The sequence below is a fragment of the Hahella sp. NS-SX17 genome, from assembly GCF_057367735.1.
This window is the reverse complement of the sequence record NZ_CM170632.1, coordinates 5,711,841-5,732,710: the sequence shown is the minus strand read 5'-3', so window position 1 is coordinate 5,732,710 and position 20,870 is coordinate 5,711,841. Positions and strand designations below refer to the sequence as shown.

The 20,870-nt window shown below is 57.0% G+C and carries 17 protein-coding genes; 6 read left to right on the top strand and 11 right to left on the bottom strand.

Going from position 1 to position 20,870, the window contains the following annotated elements; all coding sequences use genetic code 11:
• Positions 1–50: 50 nt before the first annotated feature.
• Genes AC2IBB_RS25480 through AC2IBB_RS25470 form a run of 3 tightly spaced genes read left to right on the top strand, consistent with a single transcriptional unit; the run spans position 51 to position 3,353 of the window.
• Entirely contained in the window at positions 51–524 is a 474-nt protein-coding gene (locus tag AC2IBB_RS25480) for a (2Fe-2S)-binding protein (protein ID WP_486329516.1), read from the top strand.
• Between the two features lie 14 nt (positions 525–538).
• Positions 539–2,737 carry a xanthine dehydrogenase family protein molybdopterin-binding subunit gene (locus tag AC2IBB_RS25475; RefSeq protein WP_486329515.1) on the top strand — a complete coding sequence of 733 codons (2,199 nt, stop codon included), beginning with the start codon at positions 539–541 and terminating at the stop codon, positions 2,735–2,737.
• A gap of 25 nt (positions 2,738–2,762) precedes the next feature.
• Positions 2,763–3,353, top strand: coding sequence for a nucleotidyltransferase family protein (locus AC2IBB_RS25470; RefSeq protein WP_486329514.1), 591 nt, complete (start codon positions 2,763–2,765; stop codon positions 3,351–3,353).
• Positions 3,354–3,448: 95 nt separating this feature from the next.
• Here the strand turns inward: AC2IBB_RS25470 and AC2IBB_RS25465 are convergent, their stop codons facing one another.
• Together AC2IBB_RS25465 and AC2IBB_RS25460 are read right to left on the bottom strand one after the other, a co-directional pair.
• Positions 3,449–4,111 (bottom strand): SDR family oxidoreductase, encoded by a 663-nt coding sequence (locus AC2IBB_RS25465; RefSeq protein ID WP_486329513.1) that lies wholly within the window; start codon positions 4,109–4,111, stop codon positions 3,449–3,451.
• Positions 4,112–4,194: 83 nt separating this feature from the next.
• Positions 4,195–4,764, bottom strand: coding sequence for an NADPH-dependent FMN reductase (locus AC2IBB_RS25460; protein WP_486329512.1), 570 nt, complete (start codon positions 4,762–4,764; stop codon positions 4,195–4,197).
• Positions 4,765–5,111: 347 nt separating this feature from the next.
• Between AC2IBB_RS25460 and AC2IBB_RS25455 the strand changes: the two genes are divergently transcribed.
• Complete coding sequence (locus AC2IBB_RS25455) at positions 5,112–5,708, top strand: DUF938 domain-containing protein (protein ID WP_486329511.1); 597 nt, start codon at positions 5,112–5,114, stop codon at positions 5,706–5,708.
• A gap of 48 nt (positions 5,709–5,756) precedes the next feature.
• On the opposite strand, the gene AC2IBB_RS25450 is transcribed toward AC2IBB_RS25455, so the two are convergent.
• The 3 genes from AC2IBB_RS25450 to AC2IBB_RS25440 form a co-directional block, all read right to left on the bottom strand.
• A complete protein-coding gene (locus AC2IBB_RS25450) occupies positions 5,757–6,410 on the bottom strand; it encodes a DUF4291 domain-containing protein (RefSeq protein ID WP_486329510.1) in 654 nt (217 codons plus the stop codon).
• A 121-nt stretch (positions 6,411–6,531) separates the two neighbouring features.
• Positions 6,532–7,908 (bottom strand): WS/DGAT/MGAT family O-acyltransferase, encoded by a 1,377-nt coding sequence (locus tag AC2IBB_RS25445; protein WP_486329509.1) that lies wholly within the window; start codon positions 7,906–7,908, stop codon positions 6,532–6,534.
• A 233-nt stretch (positions 7,909–8,141) separates the two neighbouring features.
• Complete coding sequence (locus tag AC2IBB_RS25440) at positions 8,142–9,356, bottom strand: PilT/PilU family type 4a pilus ATPase (protein ID WP_486329508.1); 1,215 nt, start codon at positions 9,354–9,356, stop codon at positions 8,142–8,144.
• A 288-nt stretch (positions 9,357–9,644) separates the two neighbouring features.
• On the opposite strand from AC2IBB_RS25440, the gene AC2IBB_RS25435 reads away from it, so the two are divergent.
• Complete coding sequence (locus tag AC2IBB_RS25435) at positions 9,645–12,191, top strand: bifunctional diguanylate cyclase/phosphodiesterase (protein WP_486329507.1); 2,547 nt, start codon at positions 9,645–9,647, stop codon at positions 12,189–12,191.
• A gap of 49 nt (positions 12,192–12,240) precedes the next feature.
• On the opposite strand, the gene AC2IBB_RS25430 is transcribed toward AC2IBB_RS25435, so the two are convergent.
• The 3 genes from AC2IBB_RS25430 to AC2IBB_RS25420 form a co-directional block, all read right to left on the bottom strand.
• Positions 12,241–13,065: an OmpA family protein gene (locus AC2IBB_RS25430; RefSeq protein WP_486329506.1), complete on the bottom strand. Its 825-nt coding sequence runs from the start codon at positions 13,063–13,065 to the stop codon at positions 12,241–12,243.
• Between the two features lie 141 nt (positions 13,066–13,206).
• On the bottom strand, positions 13,207–14,025 hold the full coding sequence (locus AC2IBB_RS25425; RefSeq protein WP_486329505.1) for an alpha/beta fold hydrolase: 819 nt from the start codon (positions 14,023–14,025) through the stop codon (positions 13,207–13,209).
• A gap of 2 nt (positions 14,026–14,027) precedes the next feature.
• Positions 14,028–15,050: a M14 family zinc carboxypeptidase gene (locus AC2IBB_RS25420; protein WP_486329504.1), complete on the bottom strand. Its 1,023-nt coding sequence runs from the start codon at positions 15,048–15,050 to the stop codon at positions 14,028–14,030.
• 223 nt (positions 15,051–15,273) lie between these two features.
• Here AC2IBB_RS25420 and AC2IBB_RS25415 point away from each other — a divergent pair, with 223 nt between their 5' ends.
• Positions 15,274–16,092 (top strand): tetratricopeptide repeat protein, encoded by an 819-nt coding sequence (locus AC2IBB_RS25415; RefSeq protein ID WP_486329503.1) that lies wholly within the window; start codon positions 15,274–15,276, stop codon positions 16,090–16,092.
• Between the two features lie 41 nt (positions 16,093–16,133).
• On the opposite strand, the gene AC2IBB_RS25410 is transcribed toward AC2IBB_RS25415, so the two are convergent.
• The 3 genes from AC2IBB_RS25410 to AC2IBB_RS25400 all read right to left on the bottom strand — a co-directional run bounded on the left by AC2IBB_RS25410 (position 16,134) and on the right by AC2IBB_RS25400 (position 20,821).
• Positions 16,134–16,349 (bottom strand): hypothetical protein, encoded by a 216-nt coding sequence (locus AC2IBB_RS25410; protein ID WP_486329502.1) that lies wholly within the window; start codon positions 16,347–16,349, stop codon positions 16,134–16,136.
• Positions 16,350–16,543: 194 nt separating this feature from the next.
• The gene (locus tag AC2IBB_RS25405) at positions 16,544–19,150 is read right to left on the bottom strand and encodes a CHASE2 domain-containing protein (protein ID WP_486329501.1); all 2,607 of its coding nucleotides are present in this window, start codon (positions 19,148–19,150) and stop codon (positions 16,544–16,546) included.
• 90 nt (positions 19,151–19,240) lie between these two features.
• Positions 19,241–20,821 carry a FecR domain-containing protein gene (locus AC2IBB_RS25400; protein WP_486329500.1) on the bottom strand — a complete coding sequence of 527 codons (1,581 nt, stop codon included), beginning with the start codon at positions 20,819–20,821 and terminating at the stop codon, positions 19,241–19,243.
• Positions 20,822–20,870: the final 49 nt, after the last annotated feature.

The window sequence follows — 20,870 nt, the reverse complement described above, 5'->3', positions numbered from 1 at the left end:
CATTTAGTCTTTCGAACACCATAACAACAAAATACGAACAGGGCGTCTTTATGAAATTGATCGTGAATGGCGAACATAGAGAGGTGGATACGACGCCGGACACTCCACTGCTTTGGGTGATCCGCGACGAACTGGGTCTGACGGGAACTAAATTTGGCTGCGGTATGGGATTGTGCGGCGCTTGCACGGTGCACCTCGACGGAGAGCCCATCCGCGCCTGCATCACACCGGCGGCGGTCGCCCAGGAGCGCGAGATCACTACGATTGAAGGCATTGGCGACCCCCAGCAGCCTCACCCATTGCAAAACGCCTGGGTGGAATTGAATACGCCCCAGTGTGGTTACTGCCAATCTGGACAGCTCATGTCAGCCTGCGCTCTGCTGGCGAAAAATCCCCAACCTTCCGACGAGGATATCGACAACGCTATGTCCGGCAATATCTGCCGTTGTGGAACCTATCCCCGCATTCGCGCTGCGATCCATAAAGCCGCGGCGCAAATCAGTCAGAACCAAAGCCAGAAATAGAAAGGGAGGGGGTTATGGAGACCATTGCATTATCCCGCAGAGACTTGCTCCGTGCTTCTGTCAGCGCTGGCGGCGGACTATTGGTCGCGCTGCAGTTGCCGGGATGCGCATCGCTGCCGCAGGGAACAGAGGCGAATTCGCTGCGCCCTAACGCCTGGTTGGAGGTTACGCCGGATAACCGCGTTATTTTGACGTTGGACAGAGTGGAGATGGGACAGGGAACCTACACGGGCATGTGTACGCTGCTGGCGGAAGAGCTGGATGTCGAACCTGCCGCCATCGAAGTCGTGTTCGCCCCTGTGGACCCCGCCTATGAACAACCGGATTTTGGTATGCAAATCACTGGCGGCAGCACCAGCTTGAGCAGCAACTGGCTTCGATTGCGGGAAGCCGGGGCCATGGGGCGCGCCATGCTGGTCGCCGCCGCGGCGCAGGTCTGGAGTGCGCCAGCGTCATCCATCATTGCCGAGCATGGCGTCTGTCGACTGCGCGAAGGCGGTCCATCGCTGAGTTATGGCGAGCTGGCGGAACTGGCGGCGCGGCAGTCCGCACCGACTGACATCACCTTGAAGTCGCCGGCGGATTACCGCTACATCGGCAAGTTCAACCAACGCCTGGACGCCTCCTTGAAAAGCTTCGGCCGTGCAGACTTCGGCATCGACGTGCAAATGCCGGATATGCTGTATGCAGTGATGGTGCGGCCACCCGTGGCTGGGGGAACTGTGCGTGCGCTGGATGACCAGGGGGCGCGGAATATGCCTGGCGTGGCGGCGGTCATACAGGTTCCCCGTGGCGTCGCTGTTGTGGCGGATAAATATTGGCGCGCCCGTCAGGCTCGGGACAAGCTGAAGATTGAATGGGATGCGGGTGAACTGGAAAGGCTGGATACTGCGTCGGTCTTTGATCTCTACCGACAAGCGCTGGACACGGAAAGCGGAGATACCGTTCGCAGAGAAGGCGATGTCGAGAGCGCATTGGCGTCAACTTCAGAGAGGATGACGGCGGAGTACCGCGCTCCGTTTCTGGCCCACGCTACTATGGAGCCGCAAAATTGCACCGTATGGTTTCGAGACGGACAGTGCGATGTCTGGGCGCCCACTCAGGGGCCTGACGTGGCGCGGGCGGTGGCGAGAAGAGAATGTGGCTTATCTGCTGCGGATATTCATATCCATACCACGTTTATCGGCGGCGGATTCGGGCGTCGCCTGAGTCAGGATTTCGTCGGCGAAGCGGTTTCCATTGCGCAGCACTTTGATCGCCCGGTGAAATTGATCTGGTCGCGAGAGGATGACATTCAGCATGACTTATTCCGGCCAGCGTCCCTGCATCGCCTGACGGCGGCGTTTTCTCCCGATGGCGACGCGCTCGCCTGGACCCACGATATTGCGGCGCCGCGGGTGATTGATCATTACGCCAGGGAGGCCGCAGGGGCGGTGGCGCCAGCCTGGGCGCCGCAAGCCGTGGTGCGCATGGCCGCGGGCGTGGCGAAGGTGGTTACGCCGGATCAGAGCGCATATGAGGGGGCCGAGGATGTCCCTTATGCGATTCCCCACATCCGCGTGCGCCACATGAAGGCGGACTCCGGCGTCCCTATCAGTTACTGGCGCTCGGTCGGTCATTCCTTCAACGCCTTTGTGGTGGAGAGTTTTATCGATGAGCTGGCGCATCATGCCCGCCAGGACCCAGTGGCCTATCGGGAGCAACTGCTGCGTGACCATCCACGTCATTTACGAGTGTTGCGCGCGGCGTCGCAGAAGGCGGACTGGCATGGCTCGGTAGCGTCAGGCAGGGCGCGCGGCGTGGCTTGCCATAAAAGCTTTGGAACCTATGTCGCGCAAATAGCGGAAGTGTCTGTGGAGAACGAGGCCATCCGGGTGCATCGGGTGGTGTGCGCCGTCGACTGTGGATTGGCGGTGAATCCTGATACGGTGATCGCACAAATGCAAGGCGGCGTCATTTTCGGCTTGACAGCGGCTCTGTATGGGGAGATAACCCATACTCAGGGTGCGGTGAGACAATCAAACTTTCATGATTATCCGGTATTGCGCATGAATGAAACCCCGGAAATCGATGTGGTGCTGGTTGGTGGTGAGGCCGCTTCCACCGGAGTAGGAGAGCCGGGAACGCCGCCCATAGCGCCGGCGGTGGCCAACGCCGTATTCAGGCTGACCGGACGACGCTTGCGCGACCTGCCGTTGCGGCTGAAAACATAAATATAGCCGGGAGATTATAATAATTATGGGATGGTTGGTGCTGGCCGCAGGACAGAGCCGTCGCTTCGGCGCGGACAAACTGACGGCTAAAATGAGAGACGGACGCGCCCTGCTGGAGCACACTCTGGCGGTGTTGACGGCGACGGAGCAACCGGTTCTGGCGGTGGTCAGACCCGGACACAACGCCGTCACTGCATTGTTGGATCGCCTTAACGTCCCCTATACGGTTTGTCCCCACGCGGAGGCGGGTATGGGCGCCTCGCTGGCCTGGGGGGTGTCGCAAGTACGGGACTGGATGTTTTGCGGCGTGGCGTTAGCGGATATGCCTTACATCCGCGCAAGCACGCTGACTGCGCTGCATGAGCGTGGAGAGGAGGAGCGCATCGTCGCGCCTTTCTATCATGAGCGGCAAGGGCATCCGGTGATTTTCGGGCGTCGTTTTTATCCGCAATTGATGGCTCTGGGCGGCGACGCCGGGGCGAAGTCGGTGTTGCAGCGATACAGCGATGCGTTATTACGTTTGGACGTGGAGGATCGCGGGGTGTTGTGTGATGTGGATACCCCGGATGATATCCATGAAGCGCGGCAGGAAGGGGTAGCCTACTCTTTGCCCTGATCCTGTTTTCGCAGTCTGAACCCTGTCTCGCGCATCCCGCGGGACAGGGCTGGTTCATTGGGCGACAGTGGCCCGGCCTTACATTTTTGTCCAGCTTACCAGGGCAGCAATTCCCCGTTGGCATGCCAGAATTTCCCTGAGTTCTCCAGCGTCAGGTCGTCGATACGCGCGACCAGTCCCTTCGCCGAGACATCGGGAGTAATATCGCCGGAATGCCCGGTCATGTCCGTAATAACATAGCCTGGGTGCAGCAACGCCACCGCGACGCCACGACTTTTCAGGTCCAGCGCCAGAGATTTGCCAATGGCGTTGAGACCCGCCTTGGACATGCGATAGCCGTAGTACGCGCCGGAACTGTTATCTTCCACTGATCCCATACGGCTGGTGATCAGTCCCACCTTAGCGCCTTTATGCAGGTTCTCCAGTAACGCAGTGGTCACTCGCAGCGGGCCCAGGGTATTGATTTCGAATTGCGCGCGCATGGTGTCCCAGTTGGGGCTGGGCAGTGTTTCATGGTGCAGCAGGCCGGCGTTATTGATGAGAATATCGACGGCTTGTCCCGCCAGAGCCTGGCGAATCTGTTCCACGCATGTGTCCTGGCTGATGTCGATATCGGTCAAAACGGTCACGTTCAGTTGTTGTAACTCGTCGGAAGCGCGTCGGCAGATAGCGGTGACTTTATCGCCCCGTTGGCTGAAAAGGCGCGCCAGTTCCAGACCGATGCCGCGATTGGCGCCGGTGATGACGACGTGAGCCATGTTGTGCTCCTTGTATCCTTGAAAAATGAAGGGTTCCCCAGGGAGATGGGGACGGCCCGCAAAGGATACAAGGCGCGATGCGGTTATTTGGCGGCGAAGCGGACCAGTCGTTCGCTGAGGCGCTGCACCCGTGAGGCGGCGGCTTCATCCGTGATGGCGCCTTCCGCGTCGATGACTTTGTTGGCCTGTCCAAGCGCCACTTGCTCCGGCATCATCACGCAGCCGATACCGGATAAGATGGTTCTGACCATCGGTAGCGCGCGAATACCGCCCAGGGCGCCGGGAGACGCCGCCAGTAACGCCACCCACTTATCTTTAAACGCCGCCATGGAGGGCTCGCCTTCCAGTGGGCGCGACACCCAGTCGATCATGTTCTTTAGAACGCCGCTGATGCCGCCGTTGTATTCGGGGGAAGACAGAATGAATCCGTCGTGAGCTGCGAGAATCTGCTTAAGCTTGAGCGCGTTCTCCGGCAGGCCGGATGCGCTTTCTATGTCTCCGTCGTAAATGGGAAGGGGATAATCCGCCAGATCCAGAAAGGTCACCTCGGCGCCGGCGGCTTCCGCATAGCGACCCGCTGCGCGCGCCAGTTTCTTGTTCAGAGAGTCTTTACGCAGACTGCCGGCGAAGACGAGAATTTTGGGTTTACTCACATCGACCTCCTTAGTTGAGTAGATTTCTCGAAGAATACCGACGCTTGCGTCTTCGCTCCACCTCTAAATTTCGCCGCCCGGCGTCCGTGATTCTGATCGTATTACGATAGATTTGATTGATTTGTAATCTGAGAGTGCGATTCAGATATCCACACATCCTGTGGATATCTCTTTGGAAAACGATGGGAGCCCTTTATTTCGTAGGGATTGCGGAGATTTTGGTAATTTATGATCAGTGTGTTTTTTAGACTGACTACCTGTCGCTTTTCTATCCAACGGCACAGGTTGCAATATCCGGAGGATTTGGAAATGATTCAACCCGGATAAAACATTAAGGAGACCCCGTTGTGAAACCTGTCGCTGAAGCCTGTTTGCGGAATCAGGCCCCGATCGCCGAGGCGGTGCGAGAGCCGTTCGCCAATGTGAAAACAGTATTGGAAATCGGCGCTGGCACCGGGCAGCACGCGGTGTATATCGCTGGGCGCATGCCTCATCTGCAATGGTTGCCGACAGATCTGGCGGAAGCCTTGCCGGGGATTTGCGCCTGGGTGGAAGAGTCGGGACTGGATAATCTTTTACCGCCCAAAGCGCTGGATGTGAATGCAGCGGATTGGGGGCTGACTGAGACCTTTGACGCCGCTTATACGTCGAACACACTGCATTTTATCGGATGGACGCCTGTTGAGGCTTTGTTCGCCGGTGTCGCCAAGCGTCTACGTTCAGGTTCTCCTTTCTGCGTCTATGGTCCATTCAATGAAAATGGCGCGTTCACCAGTCCAGGCAACCAGGGTTTGGATGAGTGGGTGAAAACCCGCGATCCTGAGGCAGGACTGAAAGATCTGGCGGACATTGAGGCGCTGGCGCTACGTTATGGTTTCAAGTTGGAAAGTCTCAAGCGGTTGCCAGCGAACAATCTGTTGCTGGTATTTTGCTTTGAAGGCTGAAGGCGGAAAGAGAGCGCGCTTGCGGCGGGAATGCCGGCAAGCGTTTGGTTAGTCCTGCGAGTCCAGACGCAAACGGGCGCTGACAGCGTTGTCGGAGGAAATAAACACCTGCTCCTGTGGCGTCATCAGCTCCGCATAGCGTTCCGGGATGGCGTGAGCGCGTTGTTCCGCGACGAACTCTCTGAAGTCGATTACTTCCAGAATTTCCTCTTTGCCATAACGGGCGAGCATGTCTCCGCGGAGTCCCAACTGAATGGCGCGGCGTTCGCACTTGGCGCCGTTTGGCGTATGATCCGGGTCCCATTGCAGGCGCACGTTGGAGTTCTGCACGGCTTCCTTCCAGGCTTCCTGAGTTGGGAAATCTTCCGGATTGTAGGAAGAGGGAACCGCCTGGCTCAGGATGTCTTCGAAGAACTGTCTGCGTATTCTCAGGCCCAGCACTACCTCCTGGCCTTCCTTCATGCCCCAGCCGCAGCGATACATCATCCACAGAAAGTTGGGTTTAATCCAACTCATGCGGGAGTAGCTGTACGCGCCGCCGAAGCGACCGTGTTTGATGGCGTACTCGCCGATTTCCGGTCGATAAGCCTGATAAACGATGAGCGTGTCCTGATCCTGATGCGCCAGAATATGTCTGCCGCTGGCGGGCCAGAGAGAGGTCTGTTCGAGGTAGGGTGTGGTATTAATATCTTTGATTTTCATTATTCACTTCCTTAGTGATGTAGTGATTTCTCCTATTGCCGAATTTAACTGGCGGTGAGAGCGCATAGGTTAACCGAAGCGAAGGCGCGCGCCAACTGCTGCGCCTTCGCTTGATCGCGGCTCAGACTCCCGCTGCTTTCTCCAGCTCGGCGATGCCTTGCTCGATATAGTCCAGTAACCGCTGCATGGAAGGCAGGGTTCTGCGGCAGGCGGTGAAGCCGAACTCCAGCTGGTTGCGGTAGCTGACCAGCGTGATGTTCAACGCGGCGTAATCCACCGGGATCGACACCGGATACATGCCTTCCAGGCGCGCGCCATTCCAGTACAGTGGCTTGTCCGGGCCGGGCACGTTGGAAATCACCACATTGAACGCCTGCCACTTGGGCGCCAACCCGGTCAACAGGTTTAAGCCGGAGGGCGCCAGAGTCAGCGCTGTATAGTTGACCGCTTCTTCCGGCGTCATCTGGCGAAAACGCTCTTTGGACTCCTTTGCGGACGCCTGGGTCACCGCCAGACGGCGCACCGGGTCGGCGATGTGGGTGCCGAGACTGGCCAGAATCATGGCGATTTGATTACCGCTGTCACTGTCATCCTGACGGATGGACATGGGCGCCATAGCGATCAAGGGCTGGTCGGGCAATGCTTGACGGCTGAGCAAATAATTACGCAGGGCGCTGCCGCACACCGCCAGCACCACATCGTTGACCGTGGCCTGGAACGCCTTGCCGATCGCCTTAAAGCGTTCCAGTGCGTAGGACTGGGCGGCGAATCGGCGTGAGCCGGTAATGCGTTGATTGAGAATGCTTTGCGGCGCGCGGAAGATCAGGCCGGCGTCGCCGTCATCGCGGGCTTTCAACAGGTTTTTGCCCAGTTCCCTGACCAGTGTGGGGACTGTGGCGATTTGTTTGCCGGCGCCTTCCACCAGTTGCGACAGGCTATGAACCAGGTCGCCAGCGGAGGGCGCGTGCGCTTCGCGGGTCGGCTTGGCGTCTTTTGAGATCGCCCAGATCGGCGGCATCTCTGTTGCGGAGGGATCGAAAGAATACGATTTCACGCACATGCGCATGGCGGCGACGCCGTCCAGCATACAATGATGCGCTTTGTAGTACACCGCGAAACGGCGTCCGCGAATGCCTTCAATCAGGTGGCATTCCCACATAGGACGTTCACGGTCCATCAGGTTGCTGTGCTCCGCGGACACGTGCGCCAGCAGCTCCCGGATGCGGCCGGGTTTGGGCAACGCCTCATGGCGGAAGTGGTGCTCAAGATCAAACTGGGCGTCAGTGTCCCAATAGTAACGTCCCCAACGCTGCCGCAGGCGGCGGTTGAACGGTGGCTGCGGCGTGGCGTAAGCGCGTAGCTGCTGGGCCAGTTCCGTCATGTATTTGGCGTTGGCGTCGTCGGGGAAACTGAAAATATGGAGGCCGCCGACATGCATAGGCTGTTGGCGTTTTTCCAGCCAGAGGAATATCTGGTCGACTGGACTGAGTGGGGTCATAACGTCTACTTCCTGGTGTGATGTGCTTTTTAGTTGTTATGCAAATTCGTTGTTATTGAGTTTAATTGTCCCTACAAACTAATTGCCGCCACAAAGTCTGTAGCCAACCCTGGAGCTGAAGCTAAGTCTTTGAGGCGCTTCAGTTTGGCGGAAGCCGGAACGGCTGACAACTGCTATCGCAGCCCGCAAGCGGCTGGACTTCGCTTGCGGGAAAACAGGAAGGTGGCTTAATGTCAGTTTTTGGGTTTGAAGGGGGCGTTGTCTTCTTCGTCCTCCTCTTCAATCTCCTGCAGGCTGAGCGAAAATCCCCCGCTGGGCTTTTTGGCGGCCAATTCTTCAGGGCCCGCGTCATCGACTTTTTCATCGCCCAAACTGGTGGGAACTTCCACGCCGGCGTGCAGTTTGATGCGCAGACGCAGGTTGTTGGCGGAGTCGGCGTTCTTCAGGGCCTCCTCCACGCTGATTTTTTCCTGCTGCACCAGCTTGAACAGCGCCGCGTCAAAGGTCTGCATGCCTATGTTTTCCGACTTCTGCATGATCTCTTTGATGCCGTCGATATCGCCGCGCAGAATCAGCTCACTGACTGTGGGCGTGCCCAGCAGAATCTCAATGGCGGCGGTGCGTTTGCCGTCAATTGTAGGCACCAGACGCTGGGAAACGAAAGCCCTCAGGTTCAGCGACAAATCCATCAATAACTGATTGCGTCGTTCTTCCGGGAAGAAGTTGATGATACGGTCCAGCGCCTGATTGGAGTTGTTGGCGTGAAGAGTGGAAATACACAGGTGCCCGGTTTCCGCGAAAGCGAGGGCGTGCTCCATGGTTTCCCGGTCGCGAATCTCGCCGATTAGAATCACGTCCGGCGCCTGCCGCAGGGTGTTTTTCAGCGCGTTATGGTAACTGCGCGTATCGACGCCGACCTCCCGCTGATTGATGATGCTTTTCTTGTGTTTGTGGATGAATTCCACCGGGTCTTCGATAGTAATGATATGGCCGCCGCTATTGCTGTTGCGATGATCGATCAACGCCGCCAGGGAGGTGGATTTACCGGAGCCGGTGGCGCCGACGAACAGAATCAGCCCCCGCTTCGACATCAATACTTCTTTCAGGATAGGGGGCAGCCCCAGGCTGTCAGCGTTGGGAATATCGGTCACGATATTACGGGCGACGATGGAGACTTCATTGCGCTGTTTAAAGATGTTGACCCGGAAACGGCCAACCTGGGGGATGCTGTACGCAAGATTCATTTCCAAATCATGAGCGAATTGCTCGCGCTGTTCTTCATCCATGATGGCGTTGGCGATTTCCATGATTCTGCCCGGAGGGATGGGGGTTTTATCAATGGGCTTCAATTTGCCATGAAACTTGGCGCAGGGCGGCGCGCCGGTGCTCAGATAGAGGTCGGAACCGTCATTCTTGGCCAGAACGGTCAGATACTGGTTGAATTCCATGCAGAAGTCTCCCGAAGTGGTGTCCGGTGGATTTGGAGCAATGTCGACTTTTTGTTGTTTGGCAAAGGGCGCGTCTTTAACAGATAGACGAAAATTATCCTTCCCGCCACCACAAAATGGCCTATTGAGCAGCGCGGGAGGCTATGTAAACCTACGGCCTGTTGCGGCTGAGCTTGCAATGATTTTTCGCAGACTGCAGAAACAGGGAGCGTAAAGTTAGAAAAGTTGGCTGTATGACATATAGTTTTTATAACGCATGATTTTCCCGGGGACAGATATCATCGGCTCATGCAGCTAATTCGCTACTCCATCAACTTCATCCTATTGCTTGCGCTGTACTACCTGGGCGGTCGACTTGGGTTATTGCTGGATGTTTACTACGGCGGCGTGACGCCATTGTGGCCGCCGTCTGGGTTGGCGTTGGCGATGATCTGGTTCAGCGGCTGGCGCTGGGCGCCGGTCATTATTGTTGGCGAATTGCTGTCGGCGATGACTTTGAACCAGTCGATGCTCAACGGCGTTATTGGCGGAATCGGCCAGCTCAGCGAAGTGGCCTGCGCGATGTTGATGATCCGTTACTTCGGTATTACGCCTTATCTCAGCAGCGTCGGCGATAGTCTGCGTTTTATTGGTCTCGCCGCCTTGCTGGCGCCGCTGTTCGGCGCCGGGCTTGGCGTGGCGGGACTGCTTTCCAGTGAGTTAATTACTCTCGGGCAGGCCGGAGCGACCTGGATGACATGGTGGCTGGGAGACTCCATTGGCATCATGATCATTACGCCGCTGATCCGCTTCTGGTGGATCGAGCCGCCGTCCGGCTACCGCCTGGTGTTGCGCTGGCTGACCCAGTCTTCCTGGGTGGCTATGTTTTTTACGGCCGCTTTCGTGGTGATTCCCGACAAGGCCTGGACCTTGTTTTTTCTGCTGCTGCCCTATGTGGTTTATACCTCCATCACCCTGGGTAAGCAGGGCGCCAGTCTGAGTCTGGTCGCTTTGGCGGCGCTGGTGCTGGGCGAGGGCGCGCAAGGCGTCTCCAGCGACTTTATGATCAGTGTGAAAATGGCGTTTGTCGGAACCTGCACCTTGCTGGCTTATGTGGTGACCGCCAACTTTGAAACCAATCGCACCATTCGCAGCATGCTGGCCACGGAGCGTAATCGTCTGCGCACCACGCTGATGTCCATCAGTGATGGTGTAATCAAAGTCGATGAGCGCGCCCATGTGGTGTTTATGAATCCCATGGCGGAGCAGTTGACGGGTTGGAGCGAACGCACGGCCATGGAGAAACCCTTTGTGGTGATCTGTCCGCTCAAGACATTGAAGGGCCCCAGGCATCCCGCCAATCCGGTGGAGTTTTTCCTGGCGCAGTCCCAGCGTGATTCCCAGATAGAGAGCTACTTGTTCGAGTCCGCCGACGATGGGGCCCGCACACTGGAAATACGCATCCGCCGCGTTGTTGGCGGCGGCGGACGGGGCGATCGCCTCAGTAATGGCGCGGTGATCGTGTTACGGGATATCAGCGATGAAGTACGATTGCGCCGACAGTTGGAGCATCAGGCGTTACATGATCCGCTGACGGATCTGCCGAACAGGCGCGCCTTGGATAACTATTTGCATCGACTCCTGAGCGAAAACGACAACCACTTGGTGTCGGGCCTGCTTTACATCGACCTGGACCAATTCAAACTGATTAACGACACCTGCGGCCATGAGGTGGGCGATCTGCTGTTGAAGAAACTGTCCTCCCTGCTGCGTAAAAGCACTCCCGAACGCGGCATGCTGGCGCGCATCAGCGGCGATGAGTTCGCACTGGTGATAGAAGGCGTCACGGAAGCGCAGACCCTGACGGTGGCGGAGCAGGTGCGGCAAACTATTTCTCATTGTCAGCTGGCCTACGAGGATCTGGTGTTTTCCGTCGGCGCCAGCATTGGCGTCACCTTTATCACAGACCAGGACAACAGCCGCCAGGCAGTGCTCTCCCGCGCTGATATTGCTTGTTATCAGGCCAAAGAAAGCGGGCGTGACAGAGTGCGAGTGTATCACGCCGGGGATACGGTGATGATGCGTTATCACGGTGAGCTGGAATGGCTGTCGCAGTTGAAAAACGCTATTCAGCTTGGGCACTTTGAGCTGTACCAGCAAGGAATTTTCTGTGTCGATGAAAATGGCGACGCAGTGGACATGCCGGGATGCGAGGTGCTGCTTCGCCTGCGGCGACAGGATGAAATGGTCAGCCCTGGCAGCTTTATCCCGGTGGCCGAGCGCTTTGGGTTTATGCCAATCATCGATCGTTGGGTGACGGAAACCTTGTTTCGGCGCATGTCGAATAGCGTGGGGCTGGAATTTATCTATAACGTCAACTTAAGTGGCGCTACATTTAATGACCACGGCTTTTTCAAAGAGGTGGAAAGCTGGGCGGAGAAATACCGCATTGATCGCTCCCGAGTCTGCTTTGAAGTGACTGAAAGCGTAGCGCTGGCCGATATCGCCCAGACCCGGGAGATTATCCGCAGTATGGCGCAGAAGGGGTATCGTTTCGCGCTGGATGATTTCGGCAGTGGTTCCGCCAGCTATGGCTATCTGAGCGAGCTGCCGGTGAATTACGTCAAGTTGGACGGCGGCTTCGTGCGCCGGGTATTGGAAGATCCCTCTGCAGAGATCGTGATTGAGTCACTGGTTAAAATCGCCCGTTTGCGAAGCATGCATTGTATTGCAGAGTGTGTGGAAAGTCGGGATATCGCCTGCCGGATGGTGAAGCTGGGGATTCCGGTATTGCAAGGCTTCTTTTATGATCGGCCCCAGCCCATGGGGCCGATCATAAAAGGCGAGGAGATTTAATACAGCCGCTGGCGGTCTGTGGCGACCGCCAGTTTCGGTTAAGCAGCGCTTAGAATGTCTCGCTGACTTCGGAGGCGTTATGCTCCATGATCTGGGGCGCGCCGTATACGGCGACCTGATCGTTCAGGTAAATCAACTCGACGCGGCGGTTCTTCTCATGATGAGAAGAGGTCAGTAATGGCTCGCGGCTGCCCCAGCCGAACACTTCCACCTGCTCAGGGCGAGCGCCGTTGTTCAACAGATAATCCGCCACTCGCTGCGCGCGCTCTTCGGACAGACGCTCGTTGTATGTCGCCTGGCCTGAGGTGTCGGTATGGCCATGTATTTGAATCTGATAGTTGGGATGCACGCTAAGGAAATCCGCATGCTGCTTTAGAGCCGCCATGTCTCCCTGGTCGAGGTTGGACTTCTCCAGAGGATAAAAGATAACGCGGGGCTGAGGTGGTTCGACGCCTGCGAGTTGTTTTGCGCCGCCATACTCTTTTTCCAGGGCTGCGGCTGTTGCGTCGTCAAGTACTAGAACAGTCATATCATTTCCCTCCGTGGTCGAGGCGCTTGTTACTTCGGTTGTTGTGCTGTCGGTGGTTGTTCCTGCAGCGTTTATTTTTTCAGCGGCGTTCGATGTCGTTATTTCTGGGCTGTCATCGGCCTGGGATACGCCGTAGCTATAAAGCTCATCGGCTTCCGAAGTTGACACATCCCTATTATTGTCGGCGACTTCCACGTTATGGGCCGCTGACTTTACAGCAAAGTCTTCAGAAGGTGAAGACTCTGGCGTTAGATTTTGCGTGCTGCAAGCTGTGATCATGGCCACGGAAAACAGAGTGGCGCTGATGCGGGTGAATTTGTTGGGGTTCAGTACGGGGTGTTTCATGTCTCTGTCCTGTTCTGCTGTTGTTTTGTGATTGTCATTACAACAACGAAATCAGGCGTGGCGATGGGGCCTCAGGGGCAATACGCTGACGAATCATGGCCAAATGTGGCGGGAGGGCTGGCTGATCACCCCGGGGGAGGCTCAAGACGAGTGGGTGGCGAATTCCAGTGTTGCGCATAATGGGATCAGCCAGTTGAGTAACTGTTGTCGCAGCCAGCATGGGTCTTCCACTGGCAAATCATGCCCGGCGGTGGGATGCGTGACGCAGCGGGTTTGCCAGGCCTGCGCCATGGCGATGGAACACTTGGGGTCCACCAGTTTGTCGCCGAGACTGCATAAAATCAGACAGGGTCGATGTGGCGCAAAATCAAACGGACAGCTGAAGCGCGCCGCCGCCGCCAGTTGCCGTAACGCATTGAAGGTGCGCACCGGACGCTCTCTGCTCCAGCCAACCCAGCGACGGAGACGCTCACGAGTGCGTAACAGCGGCGAGAGGGTCAGTTGCATGATCAGCTTTTCCCGACGGGCGGCGGTGACGCCAACCCCTTGCAAAACCTTGGGCCATATCCTGAGCCGCAGTCGATTCCAAGGCGCGCCATAAGGCCGCATGCTGGCGTTGATCAACGCCAGGCCCGCCACTTCCTCTGGATGGTCGTAGGTCCATTGCGTCGCCAGCATGCCGCCCATGGATAGACCCACCAGCACCAGAGGGCGGCCTGTTTCCCTCCGCTCCCGCAGGCCGCAAATCATACTGGCGATAGTGGCCGGGGTGGTGTCCTGGTTGCGGGCGCCGTTGCCGGGGATATCCAGGGTTTGCACGCGCACGTCCAGGCCGTTTTCATTAAGGGCGTCCTGCAGCAAGGCGTCGAAGCCTTCCCAGTGGCGTCCGTCGCGCATCCATCCTCGCAGCAGGATCAAGTCATATTGATCCCGCGCTGGAAACTCATGGGCCTGGTTCATAATCAGGACTCATACCATAAAGATAACGCCGCCAGTTCATAGTGTTTGCGCTGGCGTTTGTCCGGTAGCCAGTTGCCGTAAGAACGCACGGCGTTTTTCAGAAAGTCGATGAATATGAGATGGCGGCGCAGCACGCGGCGCAACCGGTGGGGAAGCACAGGATGGAAGAAGCCCAGTAACTGGATAAGCTGGCGCGGATTCTTTTTTATCCAAAGCCAGGAGCCCATCTCCATGGTAATGGGCAAGAACAGGCGGTTGGCGGCTTTCGCCTCCATGTAGAGGTAATCCCATAAGTCGCCATGAGAGGTGTAGACACGGGACTGCGGTTCGAAAGTGTAGACATGGTTGGGATAGGTTTCGAACAACAGGTTGCGCAGCGCGAAGATCTCCGGCAGATGAAAAATTGGCTCTTTGCTGTAGGCGTAAGGGAACCAGATCTGGTCGTTGAAGCCGAAGCCGGAGTGACAGTCCAGGGCCATACTGAACGGGGCGGGGAAAAGGCGTTCGCGTACGAAATCGCAAAGGGCGATGGCTTCCTTTTCCATGGGGTGATCCTGCGGCCCCCGATACCAGGGGATGCGTGTGGTCAAGCGGTGGCCGCCCAGCAGAGGCGGGACGCGGGCTTCTGCGTCCACTGGGGCGTTGCGCATCAGGTCGACGCCATTGCCGTTGGCGCGGGTCTTGCGCATCATGCCGGCAGGGTTGAGGGCGGGAAGGAAATAGAGCTGTAGATGATTCAGCTCTTCTTTCAAACCCTCATCCCAGATCAGCTGCTTCAGCAAGGACTCCATGAAGGCCAGGATAACCTGGGTGCCGATTTTCTCCAGGCCATGCACGCCGCCGGTGAGAGCCAACGCGGGTTTATCGGGGCCTGCAGAGCCGACTTTGATCAGATAGAGCGGTAGTCTGTGGCCGCGGAACTCAATGGTATCCAGGATTTCGTGCTGGACGTTGCCGCCGCCAAGTTCGATTAACTGCTGGATTTTATTCAGTTCATTAACCGGAAAATGAATTTTCGGATACATAAAGCTGAGAGGTCCCATTCAGTCTGGCGTCCGCCAAGCGTTGCAAGGCAATTGTCAGGGGGAAAACGGCGTCGCACCCTTTAAAGAAAAGGTAGAGCCTATGCCGTCAACATGAAAGTACTGTGACGTAATCGTCCGATAGGATGAAAATTGCGTTAAACCTTAGCCGCCGATCTGTATCTATGCTTATAATTCGGTAGTAAGTGTGTATGAGGTGTATAGAATGTTTCGTCGGACGTTATTGATTTTAGCGCTCAGCTTCGCCTGTCAGGCTAACGCGGACTCCCTGGCGCCGGAGCATGAAATGCGTAGATTGTTATTTGTCGCCGAAGAGAGCATCGAAGCGGAAAGGTTCGCCCAGGCGCAGGAGGCGCTGGATAAGGTTTCTGAATTGAATATTACGCCAACGGTCCAATACTATTTCTACCGGGGACGGGTGGCGATGAAATCGGGCGAGTACGAGAAAGCGCGGGAAGCCTTTGTTCGTTACGTCAATCTCGCCGGCAGTGAAGGCGAGTACTACGAGGAGAGCCTGCGCTCCATCACACGCCTGGACGACCAGCTCAAGCCGCCCAAGCAGACCGCGGAGTCCACTTCCATAGATTGGAGCAAAGTCGTGGAGAACGGCAGCGGCGAGTATCTGCAAAAGCTGCGCGGACTCTATCTGGCGGGCACTGATCAGAGCGCGTTGGTGCAACACATCAACAGCCTGTTGGCCGCCAATGTTTACACGCCCTCCCGCATACGCAAGCTGAATGAAGAGGAAGGCATTGTCTATCGCGTCAGCGTTAATTCACGGAATGAAATTGTCCTGCAGGAAACTAACTACCTGAGCGCAAATGTCAGCCATAATATCTCCCGCTTCAAAGTGTTTGGCGTCGACCCTTATGTCCGTTCCGGTTGTGATTTGAACCAGCGCGCATGCTGGCTGTGGAATCCTGAAAACCAGGATGAAAAATGGCTGATGATCACAGAAAACAAAAGGGCGGTGGATGAACTGAGTCGCGCTATGACGGAACTGATAAAACTGCTGCAAAGCTGATGTTGGCGCGGCGCGGGGTCCACAGATTCCGTGCTGCGCTTCTAACGGTTTGAGTTGTCGGCTTTAGCTGGAAGGGCTGACGTTGAGTGGGCGATCGTCGGCGTTTGCGACCACTTCACTTCTTCACTGCAAGTTTCCGAATACGCGCACACTGAAGTTACAGAGGCGACCGGCGTTGCTTTTTCCAGACTCACCTGAGGCAGGCTGAAATCGTATCTCTTTTCCTTGATTTGCGGCGATCCTTGCAGTTTTGACACGATGGCGCTAGCCAGTATGACGCACAGGCCTGCCAAGGCCGCTTTGTAAAATGAAAATCGGATCATAAAAGGGCTATCGGGCGCTGACATATGTATATCTAAGCGCTGGTTGAAGGTGACACCCTTTAAGTATCTCTGAAAACGCCCAATGTGGAAGCAGGCTTCTGTGAAACACTGTCAAATGCACGCCGATTTCATCCAGCGTCGGGCAACTCAATCACAATTTCCGTTCCTTCGCCGAGTGCGCTGTTCACTTGAATTACGCCCCCGTGGCGGTCGATGACCAATTTGACGAATCGCAATCCCAGCCCGCTGCCTTGCACGCCCTGCTGCTCCGAAGCGTGGGTGCGTCGAAAGCGCTCGAACAGGTAAGGGATCTCCGACTCAGCAATGCCGGGTCCCTGATCGCGCAGGCGGATTGAGGTGGCGGCGTCAGTTTTCTCCAGCTTCAGTTCGATACTGTGATTTTGCGGAGTGAACTTGACGGCGTTGTGCAGCAGGTTCACCAAAGCCCGCTCCAGCAGGTCCGCATTGGCCTTGATCGGCAATGACTCTTCTTCACAGTAAACCTGCACTGCAATACCTCGGGTGAGGGCGCTGGGGGAAATAGAGTCCACGGCGTTGTCCACGATGTCCAACAACTCACAGTCGTAAAAGTGAATGTGGTCCGCTGCTTCCACTCGCGCCAATTGCAGGAACGCTTCGGCCATACCCAGGCTCTTCTGCGTGAGTTCGCGGGCGGCGTCAATCTTGGCCGCCAGTTTGGCGTCTGGTAACGCCGCGCTCAGCGTGTCCAGCAACGCCAGTTGCGACGCCAGGGGCGCGCGCAAGTCGTGAGAGATGAAGTGAATGGTTTCCAGGCGTTTTTGCTGGGCCTCGTGTATCGGCGTGATATCTGAGAAGTTGACGATAATGCCGTTGGCGTTCAAATGGGTGAAGCGCATCGGCGCGAGGGAAATCATGACGGCGGTGTTGCGGGTGTGCAACTCCATAGATTGAGCTTCACCCTCTACCAGTACTTTACGCACCACAGCGTCCCATAGCGCTGGCGTGAACTTATTGGCGATAGGCATGCACTCGGCGATATAGGCGTTGGCGGTTGCATTGGCGCTCAGCCAGCGGCTGGCGTGTTCATTCAGGTATAAGATGCGGCCGACTTCATCGCCTACCAGCACACCGTCAGGCATGTTGGCGATGGTTTCGGAGACAAATTTGCGCATGTCGCGAATGGCGGCGATGGCGAAGCGCACCTGAGAGATACGGCGATCGATCAGCTCGCTGGAAGGTTGCCGGCGCGTTGTTTTCTGCATCAATTGCGGATAGAGGCGTTGCAGAAAGTCAGCGGTCCGCTTGAGTTGGTCCGGATGTTCCTCGAAGCGCATGTACAGCGCCATTTTGCCGACGGCGTCGGAGACGGGCAGTAGAACCTCCATTACGCCTACGCTGGCGTTCAGGTCGAATCGCTGCTGCCCTCCGGGAGCGATTTCGCGAAACTCCCACAAGGCGGGCTTTAGCAGGCGCGTGACCTGTTGCGCCCATTGCTGAGGCGAGTCGTAGATATCGCCCTGTTGCAGGCGCGGCTCTTGTTCCAGTCGCTTTAACTCCTGATTCAAAAACTGATTGAGGCGGCTCAGGCGCCGCCAGCTCCAAAAGGGGTAGGCGAATATCAGAGAGAGCACGACCGCGGCGGGTGGATACCATTGATGGTCGATTATCAGCAGCAAGTAGCTGAACGCCAGCACCGACAACGCCAGGGCGAGCGTCAATGGCAGGTTTTTCTCCGGCGACACTCGTGGGTACACCAGGGCTGCGATCAGCACCAGACTGAGTGACAGCAGGTATTGCCAGGTGGGAGAAATCAGGCGGTGCATGTTTTTGCGCACCAGCCCTTCAAAAACGTTAGCGTGCACTTCAACGCCGGCCATGCTGGTGGAGGCGCCGGAGACCGGCGTTGGCAGGAAGTCGCCGAGACCGGCGGCGGTGGCGCCTACAAATACAACTCGATTCTGAAAATAGTCAGGTGGAAGCTCGCCTTGCATGACTTCACTGTAGGACAGTGTGGGAAAGCTGCCCGGCGGTCCGATAAAGGGGATCAGGCGATACTGCTCGCGGACGTTGAAGACGCCGCCGTGGTCCGGTTCTTCTTTCTTTTGGCGTTCGTCGGGATACAGGTTCTGATATACAGACAGCGCCAGACTCGGCCAATGGCTGTCGCCCAGGCCCTGATACAGGTACAAACCGCGTGCGATACCGTCGGCGTCCAGCTCCATTTGTGCGTGTCCCAGACCTTCCGCCGTGTCGATGAAGTGAGCGATAGGCAGAATTTCGGTGAGGTGGCCGGTATTGCCGACGTGATCAATGTGCAGGGGGAGAAACACATTGCCGGCTTCCGCCATAGCCTGGGCGAACGCCTGGTCGGCTTCGGGGGAGCTGCGTTCGGACAACAGAAGGTCGAAGGCTACGGCGCGAGCGCCTGAGTTGCGCAGGCGTTTGATCAAGGCTGCATGGCGGTCCCGCGACCAGGGCCAGCGACCATATTCCAGCAGGCTTTTTTCATCAATCGCGACGATGACGCTGCTGGTGCTGGTGCTCAGGGGACGTACTTTGAGGCAGAAGTCGTAAAACAGATAGTCCAGTCGTTGCGTCCAGCCGCTGGATATTAGAAGGAAACACAAGCCCACCAGAATGGCGGCGAAGAGATAACGTTCGGTGACGGGGAACCCGCGACTGTGACGAACCTGGGAGGTATTGTCCCGCGTAGTGGGCGGGTTGGGCTGCGCATCAGGTTTGCCAGGGGTCATCCCATAAAGGCCCTTTACTGTTGTGGTTGAAATGGTTCTGACGTTACTTGCGCCCGATATGCTTCATGCAGATCGAAGGAGGGCGAATGCCTAGGGGTCTATCCTGACCGCCTGGATCGAGCCGAAGTTGGACGAATAAAGCGGTCCCGCCACCGGCCTGATGCGAATCCAGTAGGTCTTTTCCGGCGTCAGACGGAGGTTGGCGGAGGTCTTCTCCACTTGTTGCTCCTCAATGACCCGGCTGAAAAATTCGTCTTCCGCCACTTGAAGTATATACCGGTCTGCGTTGGGCACGCTTTTCCAGAACACTTTCGCTTTCTCATCAAAATAGTTCACTGCAATGACATGGGTGTCGTTAAGCTTTCCCAGAATGGTGAACCTCCTCGGCTCGCTGTAGGAAAAATCTTCACCACCCGCCAGGGTGGCGATGCGCCAGAAATATTCACCTGCGTTCAGGTCGCGTTGGGCTTGGGCGCTGGAGTCGGAGGAGAAGGGGGTGCGGGTGTAGAGGGCGGCGAACTGGGGATCGGCGGAGATTTCAAGGCTGGACATCTGGGTGGGCGTGTCCAGTCGCCAGCGGAAAACGGGGCGGGGCTCTCGCAGCAACGCCCCCGTCAGCGGTGTTATCAGCTGCGCTGGCTCCGCCTTTTGCTCTACTTTGAAGCGAATTTCCGCGTCTACGCCCTCCAAGCCTCCCGGGTCCACTGCCCGTAGCAATATGCGGTAGTCGCCATTGCCTAGGTCCGGCAATTCAACCAGAGGGGCGTTAACTTGTTGGGAATAAACAGGTAGCTCCTTGCTGTCGCCTTTAAAAACTTCGATAACGTAATCCGTGGCGTTTGTGACTGGGGCCCAGCTCAGCGTTATCGGGAGGGCGTTGTACACTGCCGAGGCTGACACTTCCGGCGCTTCCGGCAATTGAATTTCAGCGAAGGAGGAGCCGGAGCTGAGCGTGGCGCCCTGTCCTTTATAGAGTGTTCGGGAGAGAGTAGCGTTGGAGACTTCCACCACGCCTTCTGTCACTTCCGCCACTGTGACGTCAGCGGTCGCCCGCAGGCGGAAAGCGGTGCCGCGCACCGCCGCCACTGCGGAGGGCGTGGAGACCTCATAGCGGGAGGCGGGGCCCCGGCGTGGCGTCACTTTTTGCTGCATTTTTCCGCGCAGCAGGCGCAGTCGGGTATCCACCATGCCGGTATCGCCATAGTGAGTCAGCGTGTTGAAAATTACGATGGACTGGCGAGAGACCGTCAGTTCGCTGCCATCCGCAAACCCAACCAGCGCTGAGCCTTCATCGGTCTTGATCTCATCGCCGATTTCCAGTTTGGCTTCTTGTGTCGCCAGGACGTAGTGGGAGGTGTGCGCCTTGCGTAACCAGACTTTGCCACGCAAATTGAGCAACGAAGCGGATTGCGGATAATGGCGCAGCCAGGCCACAGGAATTCGCAGTTGCGAGCCGGGCTGCAGCGACCAGGCGTCGTTGAGACTATTGTGACGCATAAGCGCGTCCCAGCCGCGGTTCGGCGCAAGAAAGCGTTCCCCGATGCTTTGCAGGCTGTCATTGGGTCGGGTGGTGTAAGTCCACTCCATCTTGTCAGGCTCTTGGGCGAACCCGGCGCAGGAGAACCAACACAGTAACCACAACCACAGCAAGTGGCGTTTGCTCTGTTTCAATCAGACTCCCAATATTCGCAGTGTCGTCAATCGTTCGCCGCGATACCCG

Coding starts and splice junctions, on each gene's coding strand:
- AC2IBB_RS25405 (WP_486329501.1), bottom strand. CDS start 19,150: ATGACCCCTGGCAAACCTGATGCGCAGCCCAACCCGCCCACTACGCGG.
- AC2IBB_RS25415 (WP_486329503.1), top strand. CDS start 15,274: ATGTTTCGTCGGACGTTATTGATTTTAGCGCTCAGCTTCGCCTGTCAG.
- AC2IBB_RS25470 (WP_486329514.1), top strand. CDS start 2,763: ATGGGATGGTTGGTGCTGGCCGCAGGACAGAGCCGTCGCTTCGGCGCG.
- AC2IBB_RS25445 (WP_486329509.1), bottom strand. CDS start 7,908: ATGACCCCACTCAGTCCAGTCGACCAGATATTCCTCTGGCTGGAAAAA.
- AC2IBB_RS25435 (WP_486329507.1), top strand. CDS start 9,645: ATGCAGCTAATTCGCTACTCCATCAACTTCATCCTATTGCTTGCGCTG.
- AC2IBB_RS25450 (WP_486329510.1), bottom strand. CDS start 6,410: ATGAAAATCAAAGATATTAATACCACACCCTACCTCGAACAGACCTCT.
- AC2IBB_RS25440 (WP_486329508.1), bottom strand. CDS start 9,356: ATGGAATTCAACCAGTATCTGACCGTTCTGGCCAAGAATGACGGTTCC.
- AC2IBB_RS25420 (WP_486329504.1), bottom strand. CDS start 15,050: ATGTATCCGAAAATTCATTTTCCGGTTAATGAACTGAATAAAATCCAG.
- AC2IBB_RS25475 (WP_486329515.1), top strand. CDS start 539: ATGGAGACCATTGCATTATCCCGCAGAGACTTGCTCCGTGCTTCTGTC.
- AC2IBB_RS25425 (WP_486329505.1), bottom strand. CDS start 14,025: ATGAACCAGGCCCATGAGTTTCCAGCGCGGGATCAATATGACTTGATC.
- AC2IBB_RS25480 (WP_486329516.1), top strand. CDS start 51: ATGAAATTGATCGTGAATGGCGAACATAGAGAGGTGGATACGACGCCG.
- AC2IBB_RS25465 (WP_486329513.1), bottom strand. CDS start 4,111: ATGGCTCACGTCGTCATCACCGGCGCCAATCGCGGCATCGGTCTGGAA.
- AC2IBB_RS25430 (WP_486329506.1), bottom strand. CDS start 13,065: ATGAAACACCCCGTACTGAACCCCAACAAATTCACCCGCATCAGCGCC.